Origin of the sequence: Rothia nasimurium (assembly GCF_928391935.1) — a bacterium.
Lineage (GTDB): Bacteria > Actinomycetota > Actinomycetes > Actinomycetales > Micrococcaceae > Rothia > Rothia nasimurium_D.
Genome location: NZ_CAKMTD010000001.1, coordinates 706,253 through 728,881 on the forward strand (window position 1 = coordinate 706,253; position 22,629 = coordinate 728,881).

Genomic DNA, 22,629 nt, shown 5'->3' on the forward strand with positions numbered 1-22,629 from the left:
ACACCACCTTCAGCACCCCTATCTCACGCCCAAGGCCCGAGAAAGACCGCTGAAAATCCACCCCACACAGGAAAGTAGGAGAAATGAACAACCCGATTAAGCCCGGTTCATTCACCACCACCGCCCAGGGTGCCCCCGTTGCCTCAGACAACGACTCCCTGACCGTAGGCAATGACGGCCCCATCGTCCTGCACGACGCCTACACCGTAGAAAAGCTCGCCCAGTTCAACCGCGAGCGCGTCCCCGAGCGCGTCGTCCACGCTAAGGGCACCGGTGCTTTCGGCGTATTCGAAACCACCGAGGACGTCTCCAAGTACACCCGCGCCGCCCTCTTCCAGCCCGGCGTCTCCACCGACATGGTGATCCGCTTCTCCACCGTTGCCGGTGAGCAGGGCTCCCCCGATACCTGGCGCGACCCCCGCGGCTTCGCCATCAAGTTCTACACCACCGAGGGTAACTACGACATCGTCGGTAACAACACCCCCGTCTTCTTCATCCGCGACGCCATCAAGTTCCCCGACTTCATCCACTCCCAGAAGCGCCTGCCCGGTTCTGGCCTGCGCGACAACGACATGCAGTGGGACTTCTGGAGCCTCCGCACCGAATCAGCCCACCAGGTCACCTGGCTCATGGGCGACCGCGGTATCCCCGCGACCCTGCGCCACATGGACGGCTTCGGTTCCCACACCTACCAGTGGATCAACGCCGAGGGCGAGCGTTTCTGGGTCAAGTACCACTTCAAGACCGACCAGGGTAACGACTTCCTGACCCAGGAAGAAGCTAACCGTATCGCCGGTGAGAACGCTGACTACCACCGTCAGGACCTCTACGAGGCTATCGAACGCGGCGAGTTCCCCTCATGGACCCTCTACGTTCAGGTCATGCCCTACGAGGACGCCAAGACCTACCGTTTCAACCCCTTCGATCTGACCAAGGTCTGGCCGCACGCCGACTACCCGCTGATCAAGGTCGGTAAGATGACCCTGAACAAGAACCCCGAGAACTTCTTTGCCCAGGTTGAGCAGGCCGCCTTCTCACCCTCCAACTTCGTTCCCGGTATTGGTGCCTCCCCCGATAAGATGCTGCTCGGCCGTATCTTCTCCTACCCCGACGCCCACCGCTACCGTGTTGGCACCAACTTCGCTGACCTGCCCGTCAACTACGCGAAGAACGCTGAAGTAAACAACTACAGCCAGGACGGCGCTATGCGCTACACCTTCAAGACCGCTGACACCCCGGTCTACGCCCCCAACACCTTCGGTGGCCCCCACGCTGACGCTGCCCGCGCCGGTGAAGGCTCCTGGGAGGCCGACGGCGCTCTCGTCCGTTCCGCTGCTTCCCTACACGCTGAGGACGACGACTTCGGCCAGGCCCGCACCCTCTACGCCGATGTTATGGACGACGCCGCTAAGGCCCGCCTGGTATCCAACATCGCCGGTCACGTCGGTGCTGTGAAGTCAGATGAGATCCGTGAGCGTGCTTTCAAGTACTGGGATTCCGTTCACGAAGAGCTGGGTGCCCGCGTCCGCGAAGCTGTCGCTGCCCTCTAGGCTCAACACTTATCTAGATAGTTTCTAGGTGAAAGGACGGCCCCCGCACCAGCTGGTGCGGGGGCCGTTCTGTATGCCGGGGCTGTTCTGTATGCCGGGGCTGTGCTGTCAGCTGGGGCTGCGCTTCCCGCCGGGCTAGGGTCTAGCTGTCGGCGATATGCCGGGGCTTGTCGTCCTCGTCTACCTCTTGACGCCCAAAGGGCCACCACCAGGCGGCGTCCCCCAGTAGGTACATAGTGGCGGGAATAAAGGTGGTGCGGATCAAGAAGGCGTCCATGGCCACGCCCAGGGCCAGGGCGAGGCCGATGGGGCGAATCACGGTGAGGTGGGAGAAGACAAAGCCCGCAAAAACAGCGATCATGATGATGCCGCAGGCTGTCACGACGGCCTTGCCCTGCTTGTAGCCCAGGATCACGGATTCGTAGGAGGTGTGCCCGGCCAGCTTGGCGTCGCGCATACCGGAGACGATAAAGATTTGGTAGTCGACGGAGAGGCCAAAGAGGATGCCGATGAGCAGAATCGGCAGGAAGGCCAGGATGGGACCTGGCTGGGTGACGCCGAGGACGTCCCCGAGCCAGCCCCACTGGTAGACAGCGACGACAGCGCCGAATGAGGCCAGTGTGGACAACAGGAACCCGAAGGTCGCCATCACCGGGATGAGGATAGACCTGAAGACTATGGCCATCAAGATCAAGCAGAGTGCGATGACTACCGTGAGGTAGATCGGTACTGAGGTTGCGATGCGCTCTGAAATTTCGATGTTTGCAACCGTTTGGCCGGTCAGGCCGATGCTCGTTGCGGTGGCCTTCTCAACAGCTTCTTCTTTCTCCAGCATGGAGTTCACCGTGTTGAGGGTGCTTTCAGTGGAGGGGCCTTCCTCGGGGAAGAAGGCGACTACAGCGGTACTGTTGTCTTCGCTGGTTGAGAGGATGGCAACGCTGTCGATCCGGTTGTTTTTCAAGCGGTCTGCTGCGTCGAGGGCGACGTTTCGGAGGCGGTTTTCATCACCGGGAACTGCCAGGGTGACAGCAGCCATGATGGGGCCGTTGAAGCCTTCGCCGAAGTTGTCTGAGATGGTGTGGTAGGCCTTGTAGGCGGTGGTGTCGGGGTGCTGGTAGGAGCCGTCGGGTAGCCCCAGCCGCAGGGAGGTGGTGGGAATGATGGCGATGAGGAGGAGGCCAATGGAGGCCAGGGTGAGTAGGCCGGGGAAGCGGGTGAAAATGCCGGCCCAGCCGGTGGGGGTGGTATCGAGGGAGGCGACGGCTTCCTTGCGGCTGGTGGGGGTTACGGTTTGCTCGATGCGCTGGGTTTCGTCGAGGAGGGCGCGGTCTGCGCGGGAGAGGAGCCTGGTGCCAAGCAGGGAGAGGCAGGCTGGGACGAGGGTGACGGAGGCCAGGACGACCAGGGCAACGGAGAAGGCCCCTGCAAGGCCCATCACGGTGAGGAAGGGAAGTCCGGTGATGCTGAGTGCAGACAGGGCGATGATGTTGGTTGCCCCGGCGTAGATGACGGAGTGGCCTGCTGTGGAGTTGGCTGTTGCAACCGCGTCGATGACGCTCCGGCCGTCCCTGAGCTCTTCGAGGTAGCGGTAGAGGATCAGCAGGGCGTAGTCGATTCCAACGCCGAGGCCCAGCATGAGGGCGAGGACGGGGTCGGTGGGGGTCATGCCAATGAAGGCTGTGCTGGTATAGACCAGGGCGACGGCGGTTCCTGCCCCGATGAGTGCCAGCACGAGGGGCAGGCCTGCGGCCAGGACAGCCCGGAGGGTTACAAAGAGAACGATCAGGGCAACGATCAGACCGATGATTTCAGAAGCGCCCATGATGTCGCTGACGTCTTGGGCCAGTTCGTTACTGAAGTCTACGGTCAGTCCTACGTCAGTGAGCTGGCTGAAGGTGGCCATGAGGCTGTCGCGCAGCTCGGGGGGCAGGGAGTTGGAGTCTTGGTTGAAGGAGAGAGGGATGAGGGCGACGGTACGGTCGTCGTTAACCACCGACATAGTTCCGGCTGATGCCCGTTCCCGTTCGGCGAGTTTGAATTCTTCAGTTTGGATGCGCAGGGTTTCTTTGGCCTGGGCGAGGGCGAGGGCCTGTTCCTGGAGGGCAGCTTCCCTGCTGGCTAGTTCTTCGGGGCTGAGGCCTTCGGTGGGCTGGTTGCGGGCTTCTTCGAGGGCTTTTTCACCGTCGGCTACCTGGGCGCTGGCTTCGTTAAAACGGGTTTCGGCTTCGTTGAAGGCGGTTTGAAGTTCTTTGACGGCTTGTTCGACGGTGAAGGGGTCGATGATGCTGACGACTTCATCGTGTTCTAAGGCTTCAGCAATTGCTTCAACGACCCTGGTTTGCTGCTCTTCGGTAAAGGAGGAGGGTGATGAGAGGACGACGAAGGCGTTGGATATGCCGTTTTCTGGGATTTTGTTTTGGAGTTCCGTCCTCACGTGCTCAAATTCGGCTCCGGGCATGGTGTAGCTGGCGGTGGGGCCTTTGGCTAGGGTGAGGGCGCCTGTACCGGCGAGGGTCAGGGCCAGGATCCAGAGGATCAGGACGAGACGGGCGTGACGGGCAACGACGTAGCCGAGGGTTCGAAGGAGGCCGATCATGGGGTGTCTTTTCGGGGCTTAGGAGCTTGATTCTGCGAGGTTGATGAGTTCACGCACCTGTTCCATGGGCAAGGTTGCGTGGGGGGCGAGGGCGTTGATGCGTAGGGCAGGGCTGGTGCTTGAGGCAATGAGTTTGAGGACGTCGAGGGCGGGGGCGCTGCGGACCTGGAGGGTGGGGTCCAGGGCTGCGATATCTGCGACGGAGGTGAAGACGAGGGCGTGGGGTTCACTGCCTTCGTCGGGTTTGACCATGATGGGGCGGCCAGCAGAATCGTCGGGGCGCACTGCGAAGAGCAGGATTGATGAGGGGGCGGCCAGGGCGAGGAGTAGGTTGTGCATGTTTTCTTCGCTGAGGGCCCGCTGGGCTGCCAGGTTATGGGGTGAGGAGAGGACCCACTGGATTTGAGGTTTTTCAACGAAGCATTCGTGGCTGCTGCCTGGGTCGATGACGAGGACGTCGATGGTGGGGTCTTGGGCGACCTGCATGTAGACCTTGGCGGCGGGTTCGACGGCCAGGCGGGCCTGGGCCTGGCCGAGGCTGGCTGAGTAGGAGGTGGCTGCCTGGGCGCTGCTGTAGGCGGTGAGGGCTCTCATGCCGTTGGCTAGGCGGAGTACCTGGTAGTTGATGTGGGGTTGGCCTGCTTCGTTGGTGGTGGACTGGGTGATGTCCATGATGAGGTGGCCACCCTGGGCTGTGCGCACGACGTTGGCGAGGGCCTGTTCGGTGCGGTTGGTTTCAAAGGCCTTGAGGGCGTCTGTGAGGTGGGTGTTGATGGGGCCCTGGGGCAGGGGGCCGGCCTGGGTGGCACGCGGGTCTGCGGTTGCGAGGCGGGCTGCTGCCCAGATGGGGGTGTGCTCGTCGGTGCGGCTGAATTCTGTGAAGTGGGCCCGGATGTCTTCTGTTGTGTAGGGGCCTTCGTCGCCCAGGGCTGCGGGTTCAAGCATGCGGTTGTAGGAGGCCCCGATGCTGTAGGAGGGGGTGGGCCAGCCGCTTGCGGCGATAACGATGGAGGCTGTGAGCCAGGTGCCCTCGTTTTCGACGTAGGCGGCCTCTTGAAGTTTCTTGATTTCGGGGAGCACGGGGCTGCCGTCCTTGATGGGGCCGACGCTGCCTACGGTGTCTGTGTCGTCCCGGGTTTCGGTGATGCGGGCGAAGACGGCATGGGCGTGGGGTTTGAGGTCAAGGACGAGTTCACTCCAGCCGGGTTCCACTGAGACAACGCCGAGGAGCCAACTGCCGATGGCGTTGAGGGCTTCTTGGAGCTTGGCGGGGCGTTCTTCTGGGGTGTAGCGGGGGGTGGGCTGAGGCATGTCTTCCTAGCTGCGTGCTGGGGCCGGACGGGCTCCCCCCGGGCGGGGGTTGTCTGGGCGGCTTTTGTTTATATTTCTCACTATTAAAGCAAGATTTGGGCGGTCAGGGCGCTGGCCTGTTCTTTTTGTGGCAAAAACAGCACAGAGGCAGGGTTGAAAGGTGCGCTGGAACGGCTGACTTGCTAGCCTTGTCGTATGACTAAATCACTGCAGGATCTGATTGACGATTCAATCTTTTTGTCCACTGAATACCAGGCTCGCCTCGCTGAGGTCAGCGGCGATTCTGAATGGACGGTGGATTTTTCTGCACCGTCCTTCACCCTGAAATCTGATGCCTCCGTCAGCCTGACCCCCTACCTGTTGGGTACTGAGTCAGAGAAGCGCGGATCATGGATTTGGTCGTGGAAGGAACTCGGCTACTTCCCCGACGCTGTTGTTTCTGCTGCGATGCAGGCCCGCGAGGGCGGTCAGGTGCATTCTGTAGCTGAGCTGACCACCGATGAGCTCCCCCTCGACTCAGGTCTGGCCCGCAAGCTCACCCTGGCGTCCAAGGCCCTCACCGGCATTTACGCCCACTACCCCGTCACCGCCGGGGCTGGCGTCCGCGCCTGGATCCTGCTGGAAGGCCCCGAACTCGAATTGGGCGCCCCCACCGTCAACCGTATGGGCCAGGTCATGGCCCAGGCCCTGCAGACCGGCACTGCCGTTGACCACCTGCGGGCTGTCGATTCCTACGCCAAGCTGCGCGGCGCCCACATTTCCTGGGATACCGAAGCTACCGCTGTCATTACCGCCTCCGACGGGGCCCTCCGCCTCTGGTTCGACCAGGGCAAGATCTCCGGAATCGAATCAGCTGAACCTGAGGTTGACGCAGCTGAACTGAACCGTCTGGCAGCCCAAGCCCAGGACCACCGTGAACAGCTTGAGTCAGAGCGTCGGGAGATCCAGGCCCTGGCCGCCCGCGAAGCAGCAGCCCAGCTTGCCGCCCGCGAAGAAGCATCACGCCAGGCAGCAGAAGAAGCTGCCCGTGAGGACGAAGCCCGCGCCGAAGCCGCCCGCGCTGCTGAGGCTGAACAGCTGGCAGCCGAAGAAGCTGCCCGTGAGGCCCGTGACCTTGAGGTCGAGGCCGTCGCTGAACAGCCCGAGGCAGGCGACCTTGCCCAGGCTGAAGACGAGGTTGAGGGCACTATCACCACCGACCGTGTCTACCCCAACGTTGAAGATCCTTACGACCAGGAACCTGCTGAAGATGTTCAGCCCGGCCGCGTCACCACCAGCGCTATCGCTGATGAAGATATCGTCCGTGAAGAAGAGCCTGCCGCTGAGGTTGAAGAAGCAGCACAGGCTGAGGATCTTCCTGCCGGCTACGAATCAGTGGAGGAGGACGAGCCCGTCCGTCCTGCTGCTGAAATTCGGGTCGCTGGTTCTGCCCCCGACCTTGAGGCTGAACGCGCTGAGGCCGCTGCCCGCCCCAAGCCCAAGGAAGAAAAGAAGGGCTTCTTCAGCCGCTTCTTCGGCCTCTAGGCCCTCGCATAGAACACCTGCCAGTGGCTACCCGGTATGCATCGGGTAGCCACTTTCTCGTAGCGCCACCGGCCCGCCCCGCTGCAGGCCGCAGGCGCCCACCACCCCAAGCCCCACCACCGAGAGAAACATAAGGAAGACAGCGCGGTGAGCACAAGCAAAAACGAGCAGGTAGTAGGCGGCCTCTACGCCTTTTTCTGCTACCTGATCTGGGGGCTCTTCCCCCTCTACTTCATGCTGACAGCACCAGCCACTCCCCTAGAGATTGTGGCGGGCCGGGTGCTCTTTTCGCTGGTCTTCTGTTTAGCCCTGCTGCCGCTCACCCGGCAGGTCAAAAACCTGGTGGCGGTGCTAGGCAACCTGCGCCAGGTCGGCCTTCTGCTGATCGCTAGCCTGCTCATCTTCGGCAACTGGCTGCTCTACGTCATTGCCACCACCAGCAACAACGTCATGGAAGCCTCCCTGGGCTACTACATCAACCCCATTGTCTCGGTCGCCCTAGGCGTAGTCTTCCTGGGTGAGCGCCTGCGCCCCCTCCAGTGGGCCGGTATCGGTGTTGCTGCGCTTGCGGTGCTGGTCATGGTGGTCTTGTACGGCTCAGTGCCCTGGCTGAGCTTGGGGCTGGCTTTTACTTTCGGTTTCTACGGGCTGGTCAAGAAACGAATTGGGGCGGTGCCAGCCCTGGTCTCTTTGACCATGGAGACCCTGCTCCTGACCCCGCTAGCAGCTGTACTGATGTGGTACTTTGCTGGCAGCGGCCAGCTCACCCTGCTGACAGAAGGCCCGGCCCATTTCTGGATTCTGGTAGCCAGCGGCGTACTCACAGCGGTGCCCCTGCTTCTCTTTGCGGGAGCCGCTGCCCGCGTCCCGCTCTCTGTGCTGGGCATGGTTCAATACGTTGGCCCCACCCTTCAGTTCCTCGTTGCCCTGTTCGTGACCCAGGAACACCTCTCAGCAGGCCGCTGGGCAGGCTTTGTGCTGGTGTGGGTCGCTGCGGCCTTCTTCATCACCGACTCCCTGCTCACCCAGCGCAGGGCACGAACCCGCAAGCCGTCCGCTGAGGTTCCCTCCCCCGACACCAACACCGGTATGCTGCCCCAGATTAAGAACGACTAGGCAAAATCAAAGTCGGCTGAGACAGCCCCACAGAAAAACAAGCATACAAAAGCAGCCCAGGCCCGCATTCAAGGGGTCTGGGCTGCTTTTATGCTCTGGCGGTGCTGAATCTACTGGGCGGTGGGGTTGAGCACGCGGGAGAGGAAGAGCTTGGTGCGTTCGTGCTGGGGGTTGCCGATGACCTCATCGGAGGGGCCCTCTTCAACCACCACGCCGCCGTCCATGAAGACCACGCGGTCAGCGACGTCACGGGCGAAGGCCATCTCATGGGTCACCACGATCATGGTCATGCCCTCTGAGGCCAGCTGGCGCATAATGCCGAGGACGTCGCCGACGGTTTCGGGGTCCAGGGCGGAGGTCGGCTCGTCAAAGAGCATGAGGGCCGGGTTCATGGACAGGGCGCGGGCGATGGCGACGCGCTGCTGCTGACCGCCGGAGAGCTGGTCGGGGTGGCGGGCAGCCTTATCGGCCAGGCCCACTTTTTCGAGGTTGGCCAGGGCGATTTTCTGGGCTTCTGCCTTGGATCGCTTGAGCACCTTGATCTGGGCGACGGTGCAGTTTTCGAGCACGGTCAGGTGGGGGAAGAGGTTGAACTGCTGGAAGACCATGCCGACGGAGCGGCGCATGGCGTCGATGTCGACGTCGGGGTCGGTGACGGCGTGACCGGCAACCTCGATGGTGCCGGAGTTGGGGGTTTCGAGCAGGTTGACGCAGCGTAGCAGGGTGGACTTGCCGGAGCCGGAGGGGCCGATGAGGCAGACGACCTCGCCGGGGGCGACAGAGACGTTGATTCCCTTGAGAACCTCGACCTCGCCGTAGGACTTGTGCAGGTCTGTGATGGTGACAGAGGCCGGTGCAGTCTGTTCAGTCATAGTGTTGTTTCCTAGGTGGTTTCGAGGGGCGTTACTTGCGGGAGCGGGCCTTGGTGCGCTTTTCGAAGTAGCGGGCCAGGAAGCCGAGGGGGACGGTAATGATCAGGTAGCAGGCACCGGCGATGACCAGCGGGGTGAGGCCCGCCCCGGACGCTGAGATTCCCTCGCGGCCGAACTTGGTCAGTTCGTACTGGGCCACTGACATACCCAGCAGGTAGACCAGGGATGAGTCCTTAGTCAGCAGGATCACTTCATTGGTCAGCGGGGGCAGGACGATGCGGAAGGCCTGGGGAATGATGACGGTAACCATGGCCCGGGTATGGCTCATACCCAGGGAGCGGGCGGCCTCGTACTGGCCCTTGGGCACAGCTTCAAGACCGGCACGCAGGACCTCGCCGATGTAGGCAGCTGACACCATGCCCAGGGCAAGCATGACGGTGACGTAGTTGTTCAGGCGCAGGCCGAAGGCCAGGGGAATACCGTAGCCAAAGGCAATGAAGACCAGGAGGGCGGGCAGGCCGCGGAAGAGCTCGATGTAGAGGGTAGACAGCCAGCGGTAGGGGGCGATGGAGGAAATCTTCATCAGGGCCAGCAAAATACCGCCAGCTAGGCCGACGACGAAGCCCAGGGCCGTGTAAATCAGGGTGTTTTTGAGGGCTACCGTGATGATTCCGGGGAACTGGTTGGCAATAATCTCAGGGTTGAAAGCCTTATCGCGCAGGGTTCCCCAGTCGGCGACGACGAGGATGACGAGGGCGATGATAATCAGCAGGGCGTACTGGGCGTAGCGGGCGTAGTTCTGTTTCTGCCGGGTAGACAGGGCCATGGGCGGTTTTCCTTGGGGGACGCAGTGCGGGGGTAGGGCTGCTGGGTGCAGGCCTACCCCCCTTGGGTGAGGTTAGGGTCCGTCGGGTGAGGACGGGGTGGGTGCCAGTTTACTGGCTAACACCCAGGTACTTCTCGCGGAGGTCTGCCAGGCGGCCGTCCTCTTCCATCTTCTTGAGGGTACCGTTGGCGGCCTCAAGCAGGGCGGTGTTGTCGGTAGCGACGGCGCCAGCGATCTTTTCACCGGTTTCGATTTCCTGGACGACGGAGAGGGTATCGTCGCTGGTCAGCATTTCTGACAGGACGGTGATGTTACCGACGATGGCGTCGACCTGGCCGGTCTGAACGGCCTGCAACAGGAGGCCGTTGTCTTCGTACTGGACGGTTTCAGCGCCAGCTTCCTGGGCGTACTTTTCGCCGCTGGTTGCCTGCTGGACGCCAATCTTGCGGCCGGAGATATCGGCGTCGCTCTTGATGTCGGAGCCTGCCGGGACCAGGATAGCCAGGTTGTCGTCAACGTAGGAGTCGGTGAAGGTCATGACGGTGGCGCGTTCGTCGGTGACGGTGATACCGGAGAAGGCGATGTCGCACTGCTTGGAAGAGAGGGCCACACCGGACTGAATACCCTCAAAGGCAGTGGAGAACATTTCTGCCTCTACACCCAGGTCGGTAGCGATAGCGGCGGCGATGTCGGCGTCCAGACCAACGATCTTGCCGTTTTCTTCGTACTCGAAGGGGGCGTAGGGAGGGTTGGTGCAGACGGTGAGCTTGCCCTCATTGATGAGGGAGACGCCGGATGCGGTGGTGGTGCCGGTGCCAGATGAACCGCAGGCAGTCAGCAACAGGGCGGTTGCAGCAAGGGCGAAGGGAGCCTTCTTCATGGGTGAACCTCTATCGGTAGGTGCTGGTGAATGTGTTTTGCTTTGTGCTTTATTCTGCACCGACAAATGAATAAATGCAAACATGTGCATGATTATTCATTAGGTGTTGCCCACCCCCACTCCCCCACAGCACGGCCCCAGCCCAGCCGGGTAGGCCCCGTCCGACCCCTCCCCGGTGTTTCGTAGCCCACCAGAACATGTGCTTTGACGGTAAACATGACAAAATAACTAGGGTGAACCGAGCAGACCTTTCCAAAAAGACCACCGACATCTCTTCCATGTTCGATCAGGTAGCCGAACGCTACGACCTGATGAACGGCATCATGTCCCTGGGCCAGCACATCTACTGGCGCAAGCAGACCGTCGCCGCCGTAGACGCCAAGCCCGGGCAGAAAGTCCTCGACGTTGCCGCAGGAACCGGCACCTCCTCTGAGCCCTTTGCCGACGCCGGGGTCAAGGTCATTGCCGCCGACCTCTCCGAGGGCATGCTGGCAGTAGGACGCCGCCGTCGCCCCGACATCGAGTTCGTCCAGGCCGACGTCACCGCCCTCCCCTTTGCCGACGAAGAGTTCGACGCCGTCACCATGAGCTACGGGCTACGGAACGTCGCCGACTACCCCCAGGCCCTGCGCGAACTCTACCGCGTCACCAAGCCCGGCGGCCGCATCGTCATCAACGAATTCTCCACCCCCACCTTCGGCCCCTTCCGCGCTATCTACCGCAACTACATCATGAAGCTAATCCCGCCGGTAGCCCGCGCCGTCTCCTCCAACCCCGAAAGCTACGAGTACCTGGCCGAATCTATTCTGGCCTGGCCCAACCAGGACGAACTAGCCCGCCACTTCACCGAAGCAGGCTGGCAGAACGTTCAGTACAAGAACCTAACCGGCGGTATCGTCGCCCTCCACCGGGCCTACAAGCCCACCGCCTAACCCTGGCGTCACCAGCCTTACCAGGTACACTTATTAAGCCCGCCCAGATGTCAGCCAGACGGCTAGAGATACCAACAAGAAGTGAACACAACAGTGACTGAAACCCCCGGTTCCCCCCTGAGCCCTTCAGAACTCATGCCTGAAGCTGACTTCACCCTCCCCAAGGGCTTCGAACTCATCGCCCAGGACCCCGAGCTTGGGCCCCAAATTCTTGAAGCCCTCGCCGAAATTGAACTCCGCCTAGAGCGGGCAGTCGCCCAAACCAACCGTCTTGCCGACGTTGCCTCCCGCCACCTGCTCTCAGCCGGAGGCAAGCGGGTGCGCCCCCTGCTCACCCTGCTGGCCGCAGCAGCCGGTGGCGGCATCAACGACCGGGTCATTGACGCAGCCGTCGTCGTAGAACTCACCCACCTGGCGACCCTCTACCACGACGACGTCATGGACGACGCCCCCAAGCGCCGCGGGGTCGACACCGCCCAGAACATCTGGGGTAACTCAGTTGCTATTCTGACCGGCGACCTCATCTTCTCCCGCGCCTCCCTCATCGTCTCCGAACTCGGCGGCCGGGCCCTGGCCGTCCAGGCCCAGACCTTTGAGCGTCTGGTGCTGGGCCAGCTCTTCGAAACCACCGGCCCCGAAGAACACGAGGACCTGCTCACCCACTACATCAAGGTCATTGAAGGCAAGACCGGCTCCCTGATCGCGGCAGCCGGCTCCTACGGCACCATCCTCTCTGACTCCCCCGAAGCAACCGTCCAGATGCTGGCCCGCTACGGCGAGCTCGTCGGCGTCGCCTTCCAGCTCGCTGACGACGTCATCGACGTCACCAGCCCCTCCGCCTCCTCCGGCAAGACCCCCGGCACCGACCTGCGTGAGGGCGTCCCCACCCTCCCCACGATCCTGCTCGACCGGGCCGCTGCAGCCGGTGACCTAGAAGCCAAGCACGTCCAGACCCTGATCCAGGGCGATCTAACCAGTGATGAAGCCCTGGCCGAAGCCGTCGCCGCCCTCGCCGCCCACCCCGTCACCGAGGAAGCCTGGAAGATTGCCTACCAGTGGGCCGACGACGCCATTGCCGCCCTCGAACCCCTGCCCGACTCCGTCGTGAAAGAAGCCCTCAAGTCTTTCGCCCACGCCGTCGTTCATAGAGATTTTTAGCCGCCACCGGCTGACAAGCACCAAAAGAATCCCAGTGGAAAACCACCGGGATTTTTTTGTTTAACTTTTCTATCCACTATTTGAGAATTATTTATCACTTGCTAGTCTGAACCCACATACTACAATTTGTTTTTCATTCACCTTCACCCAGCGAGGGACTCTCCATGAGTACACAAACAACCTCAGCGCCCAAGAAACGCGAAGGCTTCTCCAGCCGCAAGGTCTTCATCTTTGCGGCCATCGGCTCAGCCGTCGGCCTTGGTAACATTTGGCGCTTCCCCTACGTCGCCTACGATAACGGCGGCGGCGCCTTCATGATCCCCTACCTGGTCGCCCTGCTCACCGCAGGTCTGCCCTTCCTCTTCTTTGACTACGTCATCGGCCACCGTGCCCGCGCCTCCTCCCCCCTGGCCTTCCGCCGCCTGAACCGCAAGACCGAATTCATCGGCTGGTGGCACATGGGCATCAACTTCATCATCGCCATCTACTACGCGGTGATTCTGGCCTGGGCAGCCCGCTACTTCATCTACTCCTTCACCCACGCCTGGGGTGAAGACCCGCAGACCTTCTTCTTCGCGGACGTCCTGCAGCTGGCTGACCCGGTCGCCCTGACCTTTGACTTCGTGCCCGGTATTCTCTACCCCCTGATTGGCATCTGGGTTCTGCTGGCGATCATCATGTCCCTGGGTGTGCAGAAGGGCGTGGGCCTGGCCAACGTCTTCTTCATCCCCGTGTTGGTCATCATGTTCCTGGTCATGGTCGGCTACTCCCTGACCCTGCCCGGCGCCATGACCGGCCTGGACGCCCTCTTCACCCCCGACTGGGCCGCTCTGACCGAGCCCGGCGTCTGGGTAGCAGCCTACGGCCAGATCTTCTTCTCCCTGTCCATCGGCTTCGGCATTATGATCACCTACGCCTCCTACCTGAAGAACAAGACCAACCTGACCGGCTCCGGTGCGGTCGTGGGCTTCGCCAACTCCTCCTTCGAGCTGCTGGCAGGTATCGGCGTTTTCGCAGCCCTGGGCTTCATGGCAACCGCCGCTGGCACCCAGGTCTCAGAGGTTGCTACCTCCGGTATCGGCCTGGCCTTCATCGCCTTCCCCACCATCATCTCCCAGGCCCCCGGCGGCACCCTGATCGGTGTGCTCTTCTTCGGATCCCTGCTCTTTGCAGGCTTCACCTCCATGATCTCCATCGTTGAGGTCATCGTTGCCGGTGTTGAAGACAAGTTCAACCTGGGCCGCGTGCGCTCCACCCTGCTGGTGATTGCCCCCATCGCAGTGATCTCCATCGTCCTGATGGCCACCACCTCCGGCCTCTACGTCCTGGATATCCTGGATAACTTCGTCAACCAGTTCGGCATCCTGGCAGCTGGCCTAGTCTCCATCTTCGTGGTTGCCTACCTACTGCGTGCCCTGCCGATCTTCCGTGACCACCTCAACGAGCGTTCGTCCTGGAAGATGGGCAAGCTCTGGATGCTCCTGCTGGCAGGCGTCACCCCCCTGATCCTGGGTTACTCCCTGATCAACACCTTCATCGGCCTGATCAACGAACCCTACGAGGGCTACCCGGCTGACATGCTCAACATCTTCGGCTGGGGCATGGTCATTGCCCTGCTGGTTGCAGCTATCATCATTTCCATGCTGCCCTGGTCTAAGACCTCCCGCGCGGCCCTGACCCCTCCCGCTCCCCCGATTGCTGGCGGCAAGGTCGTCCACGGCCACGTAGACGCTACCGCCCAGTCGGCAGCTGCCTCGGCCTCTGAAAAGGAAGGTGCCTAGTCATGAGCTCCATCGCCATTACCATGCTGATCGTTTCTATCGCCCTGATTTGGGGTGGCCTGGGCATGGCCCTGATCCACCTCTCCCGACACCCTGACGAGTCAGGTGCAGAGAACGACCAGGAACCCGTAGCCCCCTGGGCTACTGAGCAGGCCTAACCTGCCAGGTACCTTTCCATAGACCGGCCCCTCCCAGTTCATGCTGGGAGGGGCCGGTTTTTCTTGTGCTTGGTTTCTGCTGGGCCGGGCCGGACGGGCTTGTGGGCTGGCCTGATAGCCGCTAGGGGGTGATGACCTGTACCCGGATTCCGTTATCCCCCCAGGCCTGGGCCAGGGCTGCGAGGTCGGCGGTGTGCGGGGTGGTGAAGAAGCGGGTGACAGCTGCGCTGAACTGCTCGGTTTGCCCGAGTTGGCCGTGTTCGAGGGTTGAGAAGATTCCGCCGCCCCGGTCGTCGTAGACCAGGACTTCAAGGTCGGGTTTCCGCTCGGTGGGGCCGATGTTGAGGGAGCCGGTGTCGTGCAGGAAGGTCAGGTCACCGAGTAGGACGCGCACGGGCCGGTTGAGGGCCAGGGAGATACCGGAGGCTGTGGCGATGGTTCCGTCGATACCGGCCAGCCCGCGGTTGGCAAAGACCAGGGGGGAGGCTGGAAGGGAGGGGGCGATGAGGTCTAGGTCGCGAATCAGGTTGGAGGAGCCCACCATGAGTACGGTGTCGTCATCCAGGCAGGCCCGCCAGGTTGATTCTGCCAGGGCGTAGCCTGCGGTGCGGTCTGCGGAGCTGGCCCCGGGCTTGGCGCTGGTGGTGTTGGTTCCTGCCCGGTAGACGGCGATCTGCTGGTTCAGGTCCCGGGCTAGGTCCTGTCCGGCTGTGCTCCAGCTGGCCGTCCAGTCCTGCCCGTCCTCGGTGGTAGCCCCCTGGCCGCTACCGGCAAAGTCGGCCAGGTCTGCCAGGTTGCTTACCTCGCGCAGGTCGAGGGCCCCGGGTTCATACCAGGGGGCGGGTGCCGGGGTGTAGAGGGCCCGCTGGCGTGCCGGGTCGGCCAGGAGGGCTGCGACGGGGCGGGAGAGGGTGGGGTGGCCAAAGACGACGATCCGTTCAATCTGCTGGCCCAGTTCCCCGGCTAGCACCTGGCGGTAGGCCGGGATAGCAACCGGCGAGAACCGGGCGTTGGAGGAGGGCTCAGCCAGCAGGGGCAGGCCTAGTTTTTGGGCAAAGCCCTGGGCTAGGGGGCCAGCCCCGTCACCGGCGACGACGACCGTGCGGTAGCTTTCTGCGGGAAGGTCAGCTGAGCGGAGCCAGGAGTCAGCGGTAGAGTCTGCCGGGGGCAGGGGGGCCGGGGCCTGTGGTGGCTCGGCGGCGAGCGCCTGGGCCCAGCGTTTCAGGATGGTTTGGTCTGCCTCGTTGGGGGTGAGGGGGGTGTCGAGGGCCAGGTTGATTTGGACGGGGCCTCGGGGGGTGGGGCCTGGCTGGTCCCAGTTGTTTTCGTTGCGGCCGGTGAGGACGGCGAGTGCCCGGTTGAGGGCGGAGGTTTGGGGGTCTGCGGGGTCAGCCGAGTAATCTGCCAGGGTGACGGTTGCGCGGGTGTGGGCTGGGGCGATGTGGGCCTGGCGGGTGGTTTGGTTGGCCCCGGTGCCTTGGAGGCGGTCGGGCCGGTCGGCTGAGAGCAGGGCCAGGGGGGCTCCGCTGTGGTAGGCCTCCATGAGGGCGGGGAGGGTTTCGCCGACGCCGGTGCCGCTGGTGGTGACAATGCCTACCGGCTGGCCGCTTGCTCGGGCGAGGCCGAGGGCGGTAAAGGCGGCACTGCGTTCGTCGATTCTGACGTGGGCTTCTAGGATCCCGGCTTCGGCGAGGGCGGCGACCGCATAGGCCAGGGGGGCGGAGCGGGAGCCGGGTGAGAGCACCAGGTGGCGCATACCGGCCCTAACGAGGGTATCCAGCAGGGAGATTGAGGTGATGAAGGAGGATGAGGGCGCTACAGTCACCCCACCAGTTTACTCGCTGCCCCGTCCCTTTACTGTCTGTGGCCCCACCCCTGCCGGGGGTGGGGCAGGCGGCCTTGGTTAGGAGTTGGTTCCGGTGAGGGCCCGGTAGCTTTCGCGGATTCGGTAGTGCCACCAGGCGGTGCGAGCCTCGGAGGCTTCTGCGGCTCGGACGAGGTAACGGTCGGGGGTGACGTCCCTGACCGGCAGTTCCCCGTCGAGGGCGACGAGGGGCTGGGTGACGACGTCCTGTTCCATGAGGGATACCGTACCTAAGCCGCAGCCGTAGGGAAGCTCCGGCAGGGCGGCGGCCAGGGCCACTCCGGTGCGGATACCGATGGAGCTTTCGAGGGCGGAGGAGACGACGGCGGGTAGGCCAGCTTCGTGGACTATGGAGAGGGCCCGGCGGACGCCGCCGAGGGGGGCAGCCTTGATGATGATGAGGTCTGCGGCTCCCAGGCGGGCGACTTCGAGGGGGTCGTTGGCCTTGCGGACGGCTTCGTCGGCGGCGATGGGCAGGGGGTTGCCTGCGGCGCGGAGTTGCTCGCGGACGCGGGCTAGGCCCTCAATGCCGGGCACGGGCTGTTCTGCGTAGATGAGGTCGTAGTCGGCGAGCTCGGTGAGGGCGCGGACGGCTTGGTCTTCGGTCCAGCCCCCGTTGGCGTCGATTTTCAGGCGGGCAGAGGGCAGGGCGGCCCGCACGGCGGCGACCCGTTTGAGGTCTTGGTGCAGGGAGACGTCAAAGGGTAGGCCGGTCTCTGCCACCTTAATTTTGATTTCCCGGATCTCCCCCTGGTAGCTCTCCAGAACGTCCTCAACCTGGTACTCGGACACAGCGGGGACGGTGGCGTTGAGGGGAATACTGGTGCGGACGGGATCGGGGTAGGGCAGGTAGGCCGCTTCGAGGGCGCAGGCCAACCAGGCGGCGCTTTCAGCCGGGCCGTACTCGGGAAAGGGGGCGAACTCCCCCCAGCCCTGGGGGCCGCGGATCAGGGCGGTTTCCCGGGTGGTGACCCCCCGGAATTTCACTTTCATGGGTAAGGAGACCACGAAGGTGTCAGCCAATATTCTCTCTATAGGGGGTAGCTCAAAGGCGGGGGAAAGGGGCAAGGGATCAGTGTGGTTCATACTGTCAATGTACTCCTCAAGAGAGCAGAGTGAAAGAGGTGATTGGGCCGGTCTATCCAGATGCACCCCTGGCGCTAAGCGTTCTCCCAGGAAAGTCACAAGTGTATCTGGCACAATATGCAGTGGAGCAACATAATATGACTGTTTATTGCATGTGCAGGCTGGGTTTTCCTTGCCCTCCTGTGGCTCCACTTTGAATTGGCAGTAGGCGAAAGGTGCGACGGGTTTCACGTGGACGGTAAGAAGCTCAAGACAGGTTCGATGCCCGGTATCAATGACGATGCCACTGAGGTACTCCCAGCCCTTTCTCACCCTTCGTCAGCTGATGCCTTCGGGCAGGCAGATGACGACGCGACCGTCGTCCTGCCCCGACGCTCCTCCGGCGACCTGCCGCCGTCCGCACCCGCGCCCCAGGGCCAGGACCCGGACGCAACTACCGTCCTTCCCACCCGCCCCCTGCAGACTCCCGGGCCCTACGACCAGGACAGATTTGAGCAGGGCCGGTCCCCTCAGGGGCAGAATCCTGCCCCCCAGGACGCCACCCGCCCCCTCTCCTCCGTTCATATCCCGCCCTCAACCAGCGAAGACCTCAAGGCAAAGCTGCAGGCGGGGGCAGCCTCGTCCTTCTCAGCGGCAAAAAGCAGCCTGGCCGCAGCCAGCGCAAAAGCCAGCGTCAAGGCAAAGAAAACAGCCGAGCGCGTCAAGAAGGAACGTGCAGCCCGGGCCGCAAGTAAAGCCCAAGCCAAGGCCGCCCAGCCTATCCCCCAGCGAGCACCCCAGCCAGGTCCGTCCCCCTACCCCTTGGCGGGCCAGCCTTCCGCCTTCTCCAGTGGCACAAGCTACCCGGCCCAGCCCCACGCAGGTGAGGGGTCGCCGTCCGGCCGGTTGCAGATGCTGACCCCCTCCCACATCCGGCAGACCCGCCCCTCCCTCTGGACCCTGATCCAGCACTTCTTTGCCGGTGGCACAATCTTCGTGCTGCTCCTGACGGCCTTCATCTTTTTCATCACCACCCCCACCGGCCAGCACCTTGATGAAGTTTCCTTCCAAGAATTCTCCTACCAGTTCATGACCTACACAGAGCAGACCTCCAGCCTGCTGGACATGATTCCAGCTGCCGCCGGTGTCGTCGCTGGTATCGGCCTGCTCTTCGTGCTGATCTGGAAGCACCGTTTCGTGCCCGCCCTCGTAGGCCTGGGCATGGCAATCGGTGCAAACATCTCCACCCAGCTTTTGAAGAACTACTTCATCATCAAGCCCAACCTGGGTATCCAAGAGGCCCTGGGGAACTCCGCCCCCTCGGGGCACACCACCTTTGCCGCGGCAGCCGGCCTAGCCCTCTTTTTGGCCTCCCCCAAACGCTTCCGCCCGACCGTCGCCCTACTCAGCATGGTCTTCACGGTAGCAGCAGGCTACTCCACGGTGGTCAATGGCTGGCACCGCCCGGCCGACGTCGTCACCGCCATACTGATCACCGGGCTGTGGGCTGTGCTGGGCCTGGTGATCCTACGGTTCATGCGCTCAGAAGAGCTGGACATGAGCAACACCCAGCGGTCCGGCCTGATTCTGGTGCCCCTGCTCTCCATCTCAGGCTTCTTCATCGGCTTCTGCGCCTTAGCCCTCTACTGGATCACCTACACCAACCCCATCCCGGGTTCAGCCTTCGTCGCCGCTATCTGCCTCATCGCTGCAACAGCCTCCCTGACCACTAGCATTCAGATTGCCCTGCTCCGCCCTCAGAACAAGCAACGCAGCGCCTACCGCAAGGTCTGGGCCTACTAGCACCCCACCCCCAGACAGCAAAAACCCACGAGGTCCAAGACCTCGTGGGTTTTACTTTAGGCCAGCCCGGGGTGATGGCCCCTAGCCCTGCCCCAGGGTAATCGGGCCGGTGAGGCCAGAGGCGGCGTCACCCTCAAACCGGACGGTCGACAGCCCCTGCCCCTCAGCTTCGCGGGCCTCAAGTTTCATCAGACGATCCAACAAGATACGGGTAGAGCCACCAGAGTAGGGAAGCTGATACATTGAGGCGGTGGTAGCTCCCTTTACCTCATTCAGGGCCGAATCCGCGATCTTCTGCACGGCGTCTTCCATGGTGTCAGCCATACGCTCAATAAAAGTAGACTCAACGGGGGTGCCGTGGCCCGGCACAAAAATCCGGTAGCGGTCCAGCCCGGCCAGGGTACGCAGGGTGCTCACCCACAACTGGGGGTAGGAATCGTCAAAGGCCGGGTCGGAGCCCTGCTCAATAATGTCACCGGCAAAAAGCACATCATCAACCCCCACCAGGACGTCCCCATCCGTGTGGGCCAGGCCCAGATACATGAGGGTGACGGCGCGTTCCCCCAGATCAACCCGGGTAAAGGCAGGGCGGGTGCCGTCGCCGGGGAGGAAACGGGTGGGAACAACCAGCTCGGTGTTATGTCCCTGCTGGTGGGCCATCTCAGGCTCCAAGACCTCCACATACAGACGCTGGCGGTCGCCATAATTCTCAATGGCTCGGGCCGCTCGCGGGTGGGCCCAAAAATCGGTCACGCCGTCCCCCTTGAAGACCGCGTTACCCATGAAGCGGTCAAAGTGGGCATGGGTGTTCACTACCACCAGGGGAAGGCCGGTGACCCGTCGGACGGCCCGCAGAATTTCAGCGCCCTGACGGGGGCCAGCCCCGGTGTCAACAATCATTGCCTTCGTGGCACCGACAATGAGTCCCGAGTTGAGTCGGTAGTTATCGGTGGAGATTTGGTAGACACCATCGGCGATTTCTAGAGTTCTAGCCATACTTTAAAACTACTGGATACCGGGCGACTGCACTCTATTTTCCTTCCCTTGGCCTTGTTATTTCTTGCCACATTAGGGGAAGGGCCCTGCTGGGGACTGTTCTAGACTGGAGGGGTGCATAGTGAATTTAACCTCCACCCCCCTGTTTCGTGTGGCCGATACGCCCCCTCCCCCTCGGGTGACCTGCACCTGGGCAACCTCCGCACTGCCCTGCTGGCCTGGATGATGGCCCGCTCAGCCGGGGGCCGGTTCGTCATGCGGGTTGAAGACCTAGACCGAGTCAAAAAGGGAGCCGCAGAGCGGCAGCTGGCTGACCTGGCTGCCCTCGGCATTGACTGGGACGGGGAGGTGCTCTACCAGTCCACCCGGCTAGATGCCTACGCGGACGCCCTCGCCCACCTACGCGAGGCAGGGCTGGTCTACGAGTGCTTCTGCACCCGCAAAGAAATCCAGGAGGCCTCCAGCGCCCCGCACGGGGCCCCCGGAGCCTACCCGGGAACCTGCCGCAACCTGACTGAGGACGAACGCGCCGCCCGTCGCGCGGAACGGCCTGCAGCCCTGCGGCTCAAGGCCGAGGTCACCGAGTGGACTGTCACGGACCGTTTCTTCGGCCCCTACACCGATATGGTGGATGATTTTGTGCTGGTCCGCACTGACGGGGTCTACGCCTACAACCTGGTGTGCGTCGTTGATGACGCCTACCAGGGCGTCACCGAAATTGTGCGCGGTGACGATCTGCTACCGTCCGCACCCCGCCAGGCCTACCTGGCCCAGCTCCTCGGGCTGCCTACCCCCACCTACGCCCACGTGCCCCTGGCCCTCAACAGCGAGGGCAAGCGTCTTGCCAAACGCGACGGGGCAGTCACCCTGGCCGAGCTCACCGCCGCCGGGGTCAGCATCGAGCAGATCATGAGGATGATCGCAGCATCCATCCCCCTGCCTCCCCTGACCGGGGCTGCTGCCGGCGAATCCGGCCCCCACCTGCCCGAAACCGCCGCCGAAATGCTCTCCGTCTTCACCACCGACCGCATCCGGCAGGCCCCCTGGATCGTCCTGGACCCCCTCATGGGGAGCACCTGCGGCCTCTAAGGACGACCCCCGTGACCATCACCGACCGCATCCCCACCCAGCACCGGGGCACCGCCGCCCTGCTCCTGATCCTGACCGGCTCCCTGGGCATTCAAATCTCAGCAGCCATCGTCTCAGACCTCTTTGCCTCAGTAGGACCCACCCAGGTTGCTGCCCTACGCGCCCTGGTGGCCGCAGTCGTCCTGTGGGTCATCGTGCGCCCCAACCCCCTTGCCCTGCGACGGCGGGACCTCACCCAGGTCCTGGTCTACGGTCTGGTGCTGACCCTCATGAGCATCTGCTTCTACAATGCCGTCCACCATATTCCGCTCGGCGTTGCCGTCACCTTTGAATATCTGGGCGCCTTCATTGTGGCCCTGCTCGGGGTGCGCCGCCTGCGCGACGGGCTCATGGCCCTCTTCGCCCTGCTGGGGGTGGTCATGATCGCCGGGCCCACAATCGCCGGGGACTCCAACCCGATTGGGTTCATCTGGGCCCTTGGATCTGCAACTTCTATGGCCGGCTACACCATCTACTCAGCCCGCATGGGGTCTGGGTCAGCAGCCACCAGCGGCCTCAAGGGCACCACCATGTCCCTAGCCTTTTCAGCCCTGATCCAGCTCCCCCTATCCCTACCTGCCACAAGCGGGCTGGACGGGGCCGCCTGGGGCAAACTCGCCCTCTCGGCAATCGTGGGGGTCGCGCTGGCCTACTCGGCAGACAACATCGCCGGGCAGCTCACCAGTGCCGGAGTGATCGGGGTACTCTTCGCCATTGACCCGGTCGTGGGGGCAGCCGTCGGCACCCTCATGCTGAACGAGATCCTCTCCCCCTGGTCATATGCTGGAATCCTCCTCATTGCCGGATCAGGTGCCTACATTGTCTGGCGCACCAACCGATCTAACCTGCACCTACCGGCCACCGGCGTCATTCCCACCCTGCCCCGCCCTGAAAAACCGGGACGGGGACGTCCTCATCAGGAAAGCTAAAGATAGCCCCCAAGATATGTGAAAGGGCGACCCCTCCCCTCTCAGCCCACACCTCTGTAAGCTAACCCACAGGCAGAGATGTGACCTGCAGTCTATTCATCACGTAATCTAAACGAATTAGTTTAGAAGAACTACAGCAT

General features: G+C 62.8%; 18 protein-coding genes. 10 read left to right on the forward strand and 8 right to left on the reverse strand.

The genetic code is table 11. The features are described 5' to 3' along the window. Positions 1–83 precede the first annotated feature (83 nt). Positions 84–1,550, forward strand: a complete 1,467-nt coding sequence (locus tag L7A15_RS03250; RefSeq protein WP_237208896.1) for a catalase — start codon at positions 84–86, stop codon at positions 1,548–1,550. 142 nt (positions 1,551–1,692) lie between these two features. Here the strand turns inward: L7A15_RS03250 and L7A15_RS03255 are convergent, their stop codons facing one another. After that, entirely contained in the window at positions 1,693–4,146 is a 2,454-nt protein-coding gene (locus tag L7A15_RS03255) for an MMPL family transporter (RefSeq protein ID WP_237208897.1), read from the reverse strand. 18 nt (positions 4,147–4,164) lie between these two features. Next, the gene (locus tag L7A15_RS03260; protein ID WP_237208898.1) at positions 4,165–5,457 is read right to left on the reverse strand and encodes an SseB family protein; all 1,293 of its coding nucleotides are present in this window, start codon (positions 5,455–5,457) and stop codon (positions 4,165–4,167) included. 195 nt (positions 5,458–5,652) lie between these two features. On the opposite strand from L7A15_RS03260, the gene L7A15_RS03265 reads away from it, so the two are divergent. Both L7A15_RS03265 and rarD read left to right on the forward strand, forming a co-directional pair. Beyond that, entirely contained in the window at positions 5,653–6,981 is a 1,329-nt protein-coding gene (locus L7A15_RS03265; RefSeq protein WP_237208899.1) for a DUF6882 domain-containing protein, read from the forward strand. A 147-nt stretch (positions 6,982–7,128) separates the two neighbouring features. Then, a complete protein-coding gene (gene rarD, locus L7A15_RS03270) occupies positions 7,129–8,097 on the forward strand; it encodes an EamA family transporter RarD (RefSeq protein ID WP_237208900.1) in 969 nt (322 codons plus the stop codon). 110 nt (positions 8,098–8,207) lie between these two features. Here the strand turns inward: rarD and L7A15_RS03275 are convergent, their stop codons facing one another. From L7A15_RS03275 to L7A15_RS03285, 3 genes are all read right to left on the reverse strand, one after another. After that, positions 8,208–8,969: an amino acid ABC transporter ATP-binding protein gene (locus L7A15_RS03275; RefSeq protein ID WP_237208901.1), complete on the reverse strand. Its 762-nt coding sequence runs from the start codon at positions 8,967–8,969 to the stop codon at positions 8,208–8,210. 31 nt (positions 8,970–9,000) lie between these two features. Next, positions 9,001–9,795, reverse strand: coding sequence for an amino acid ABC transporter permease (locus tag L7A15_RS03280; protein ID WP_237188793.1), 795 nt, complete (start codon positions 9,793–9,795; stop codon positions 9,001–9,003). Positions 9,796–9,904: 109 nt separating this feature from the next. Then, complete coding sequence (locus L7A15_RS03285) at positions 9,905–10,675, reverse strand: ABC transporter substrate-binding protein (RefSeq protein WP_237208902.1); 771 nt, start codon at positions 10,673–10,675, stop codon at positions 9,905–9,907. Between the two features lie 197 nt (positions 10,676–10,872). Between L7A15_RS03285 and L7A15_RS03290 the strand changes: the two genes are divergently transcribed. The 4 genes from L7A15_RS03290 to L7A15_RS03305 all read left to right on the forward strand — a co-directional run bounded on the left by L7A15_RS03290 (position 10,873) and on the right by L7A15_RS03305 (position 14,704). Continuing rightward, complete coding sequence (locus L7A15_RS03290) at positions 10,873–11,607, forward strand: demethylmenaquinone methyltransferase (RefSeq protein ID WP_237208903.1); 735 nt, start codon at positions 10,873–10,875, stop codon at positions 11,605–11,607. A gap of 135 nt (positions 11,608–11,742) precedes the next feature. Next, a complete protein-coding gene (locus L7A15_RS03295) occupies positions 11,743–12,765 on the forward strand; it encodes a polyprenyl synthetase family protein (protein WP_237208912.1) in 1,023 nt (340 codons plus the stop codon). A 164-nt stretch (positions 12,766–12,929) separates the two neighbouring features. Beyond that, positions 12,930–14,546 (forward strand): sodium-dependent transporter, encoded by a 1,617-nt coding sequence (locus tag L7A15_RS03300; RefSeq protein WP_237208904.1) that lies wholly within the window; start codon positions 12,930–12,932, stop codon positions 14,544–14,546. A 2-nt stretch (positions 14,547–14,548) separates the two neighbouring features. After that, positions 14,549–14,704 (forward strand): methionine/alanine import family NSS transporter small subunit, encoded by a 156-nt coding sequence (locus tag L7A15_RS03305; RefSeq protein ID WP_237189886.1) that lies wholly within the window; start codon positions 14,549–14,551, stop codon positions 14,702–14,704. Between the two features lie 121 nt (positions 14,705–14,825). Here the strand turns inward: L7A15_RS03305 and menD are convergent, their stop codons facing one another. Further along, a complete protein-coding gene (gene menD, locus L7A15_RS03310) occupies positions 14,826–16,529 on the reverse strand; it encodes a 2-succinyl-5-enolpyruvyl-6-hydroxy-3-cyclohexene-1-carboxylic-acid synthase (protein WP_237208905.1) in 1,704 nt (567 codons plus the stop codon). Between the two features lie 78 nt (positions 16,530–16,607). Next, positions 16,608–17,654: an o-succinylbenzoate synthase gene (locus tag L7A15_RS03315; RefSeq protein WP_237208906.1), complete on the reverse strand. Its 1,047-nt coding sequence runs from the start codon at positions 17,652–17,654 to the stop codon at positions 16,608–16,610. Positions 17,655–17,885: 231 nt separating this feature from the next. Here L7A15_RS03315 and L7A15_RS03320 point away from each other — a divergent pair, with 231 nt between their 5' ends. After that, positions 17,886–19,436 (forward strand): phosphatase PAP2 family protein, encoded by a 1,551-nt coding sequence (locus L7A15_RS03320; RefSeq protein ID WP_237208907.1) that lies wholly within the window; start codon positions 17,886–17,888, stop codon positions 19,434–19,436. A gap of 81 nt (positions 19,437–19,517) precedes the next feature. Here L7A15_RS03320 and L7A15_RS03325 read toward each other — a convergent pair whose 3' ends face one another. Next, a complete protein-coding gene (locus L7A15_RS03325; protein ID WP_237189848.1) occupies positions 19,518–20,432 on the reverse strand; it encodes an MBL fold metallo-hydrolase in 915 nt (304 codons plus the stop codon). A gap of 114 nt (positions 20,433–20,546) precedes the next feature. Here L7A15_RS03325 and gluQRS point away from each other — a divergent pair, with 114 nt between their 5' ends. After that, complete coding sequence (gene gluQRS / locus L7A15_RS03330) at positions 20,547–21,521, forward strand: tRNA glutamyl-Q(34) synthetase GluQRS (protein ID WP_237208908.1); 975 nt, start codon at positions 20,547–20,549, stop codon at positions 21,519–21,521. Positions 21,522–21,532: 11 nt separating this feature from the next. Then, entirely contained in the window at positions 21,533–22,489 is a 957-nt protein-coding gene (locus L7A15_RS03335) for an EamA family transporter (protein WP_237208909.1), read from the forward strand. Positions 22,490–22,629 lie beyond the last annotated feature (140 nt).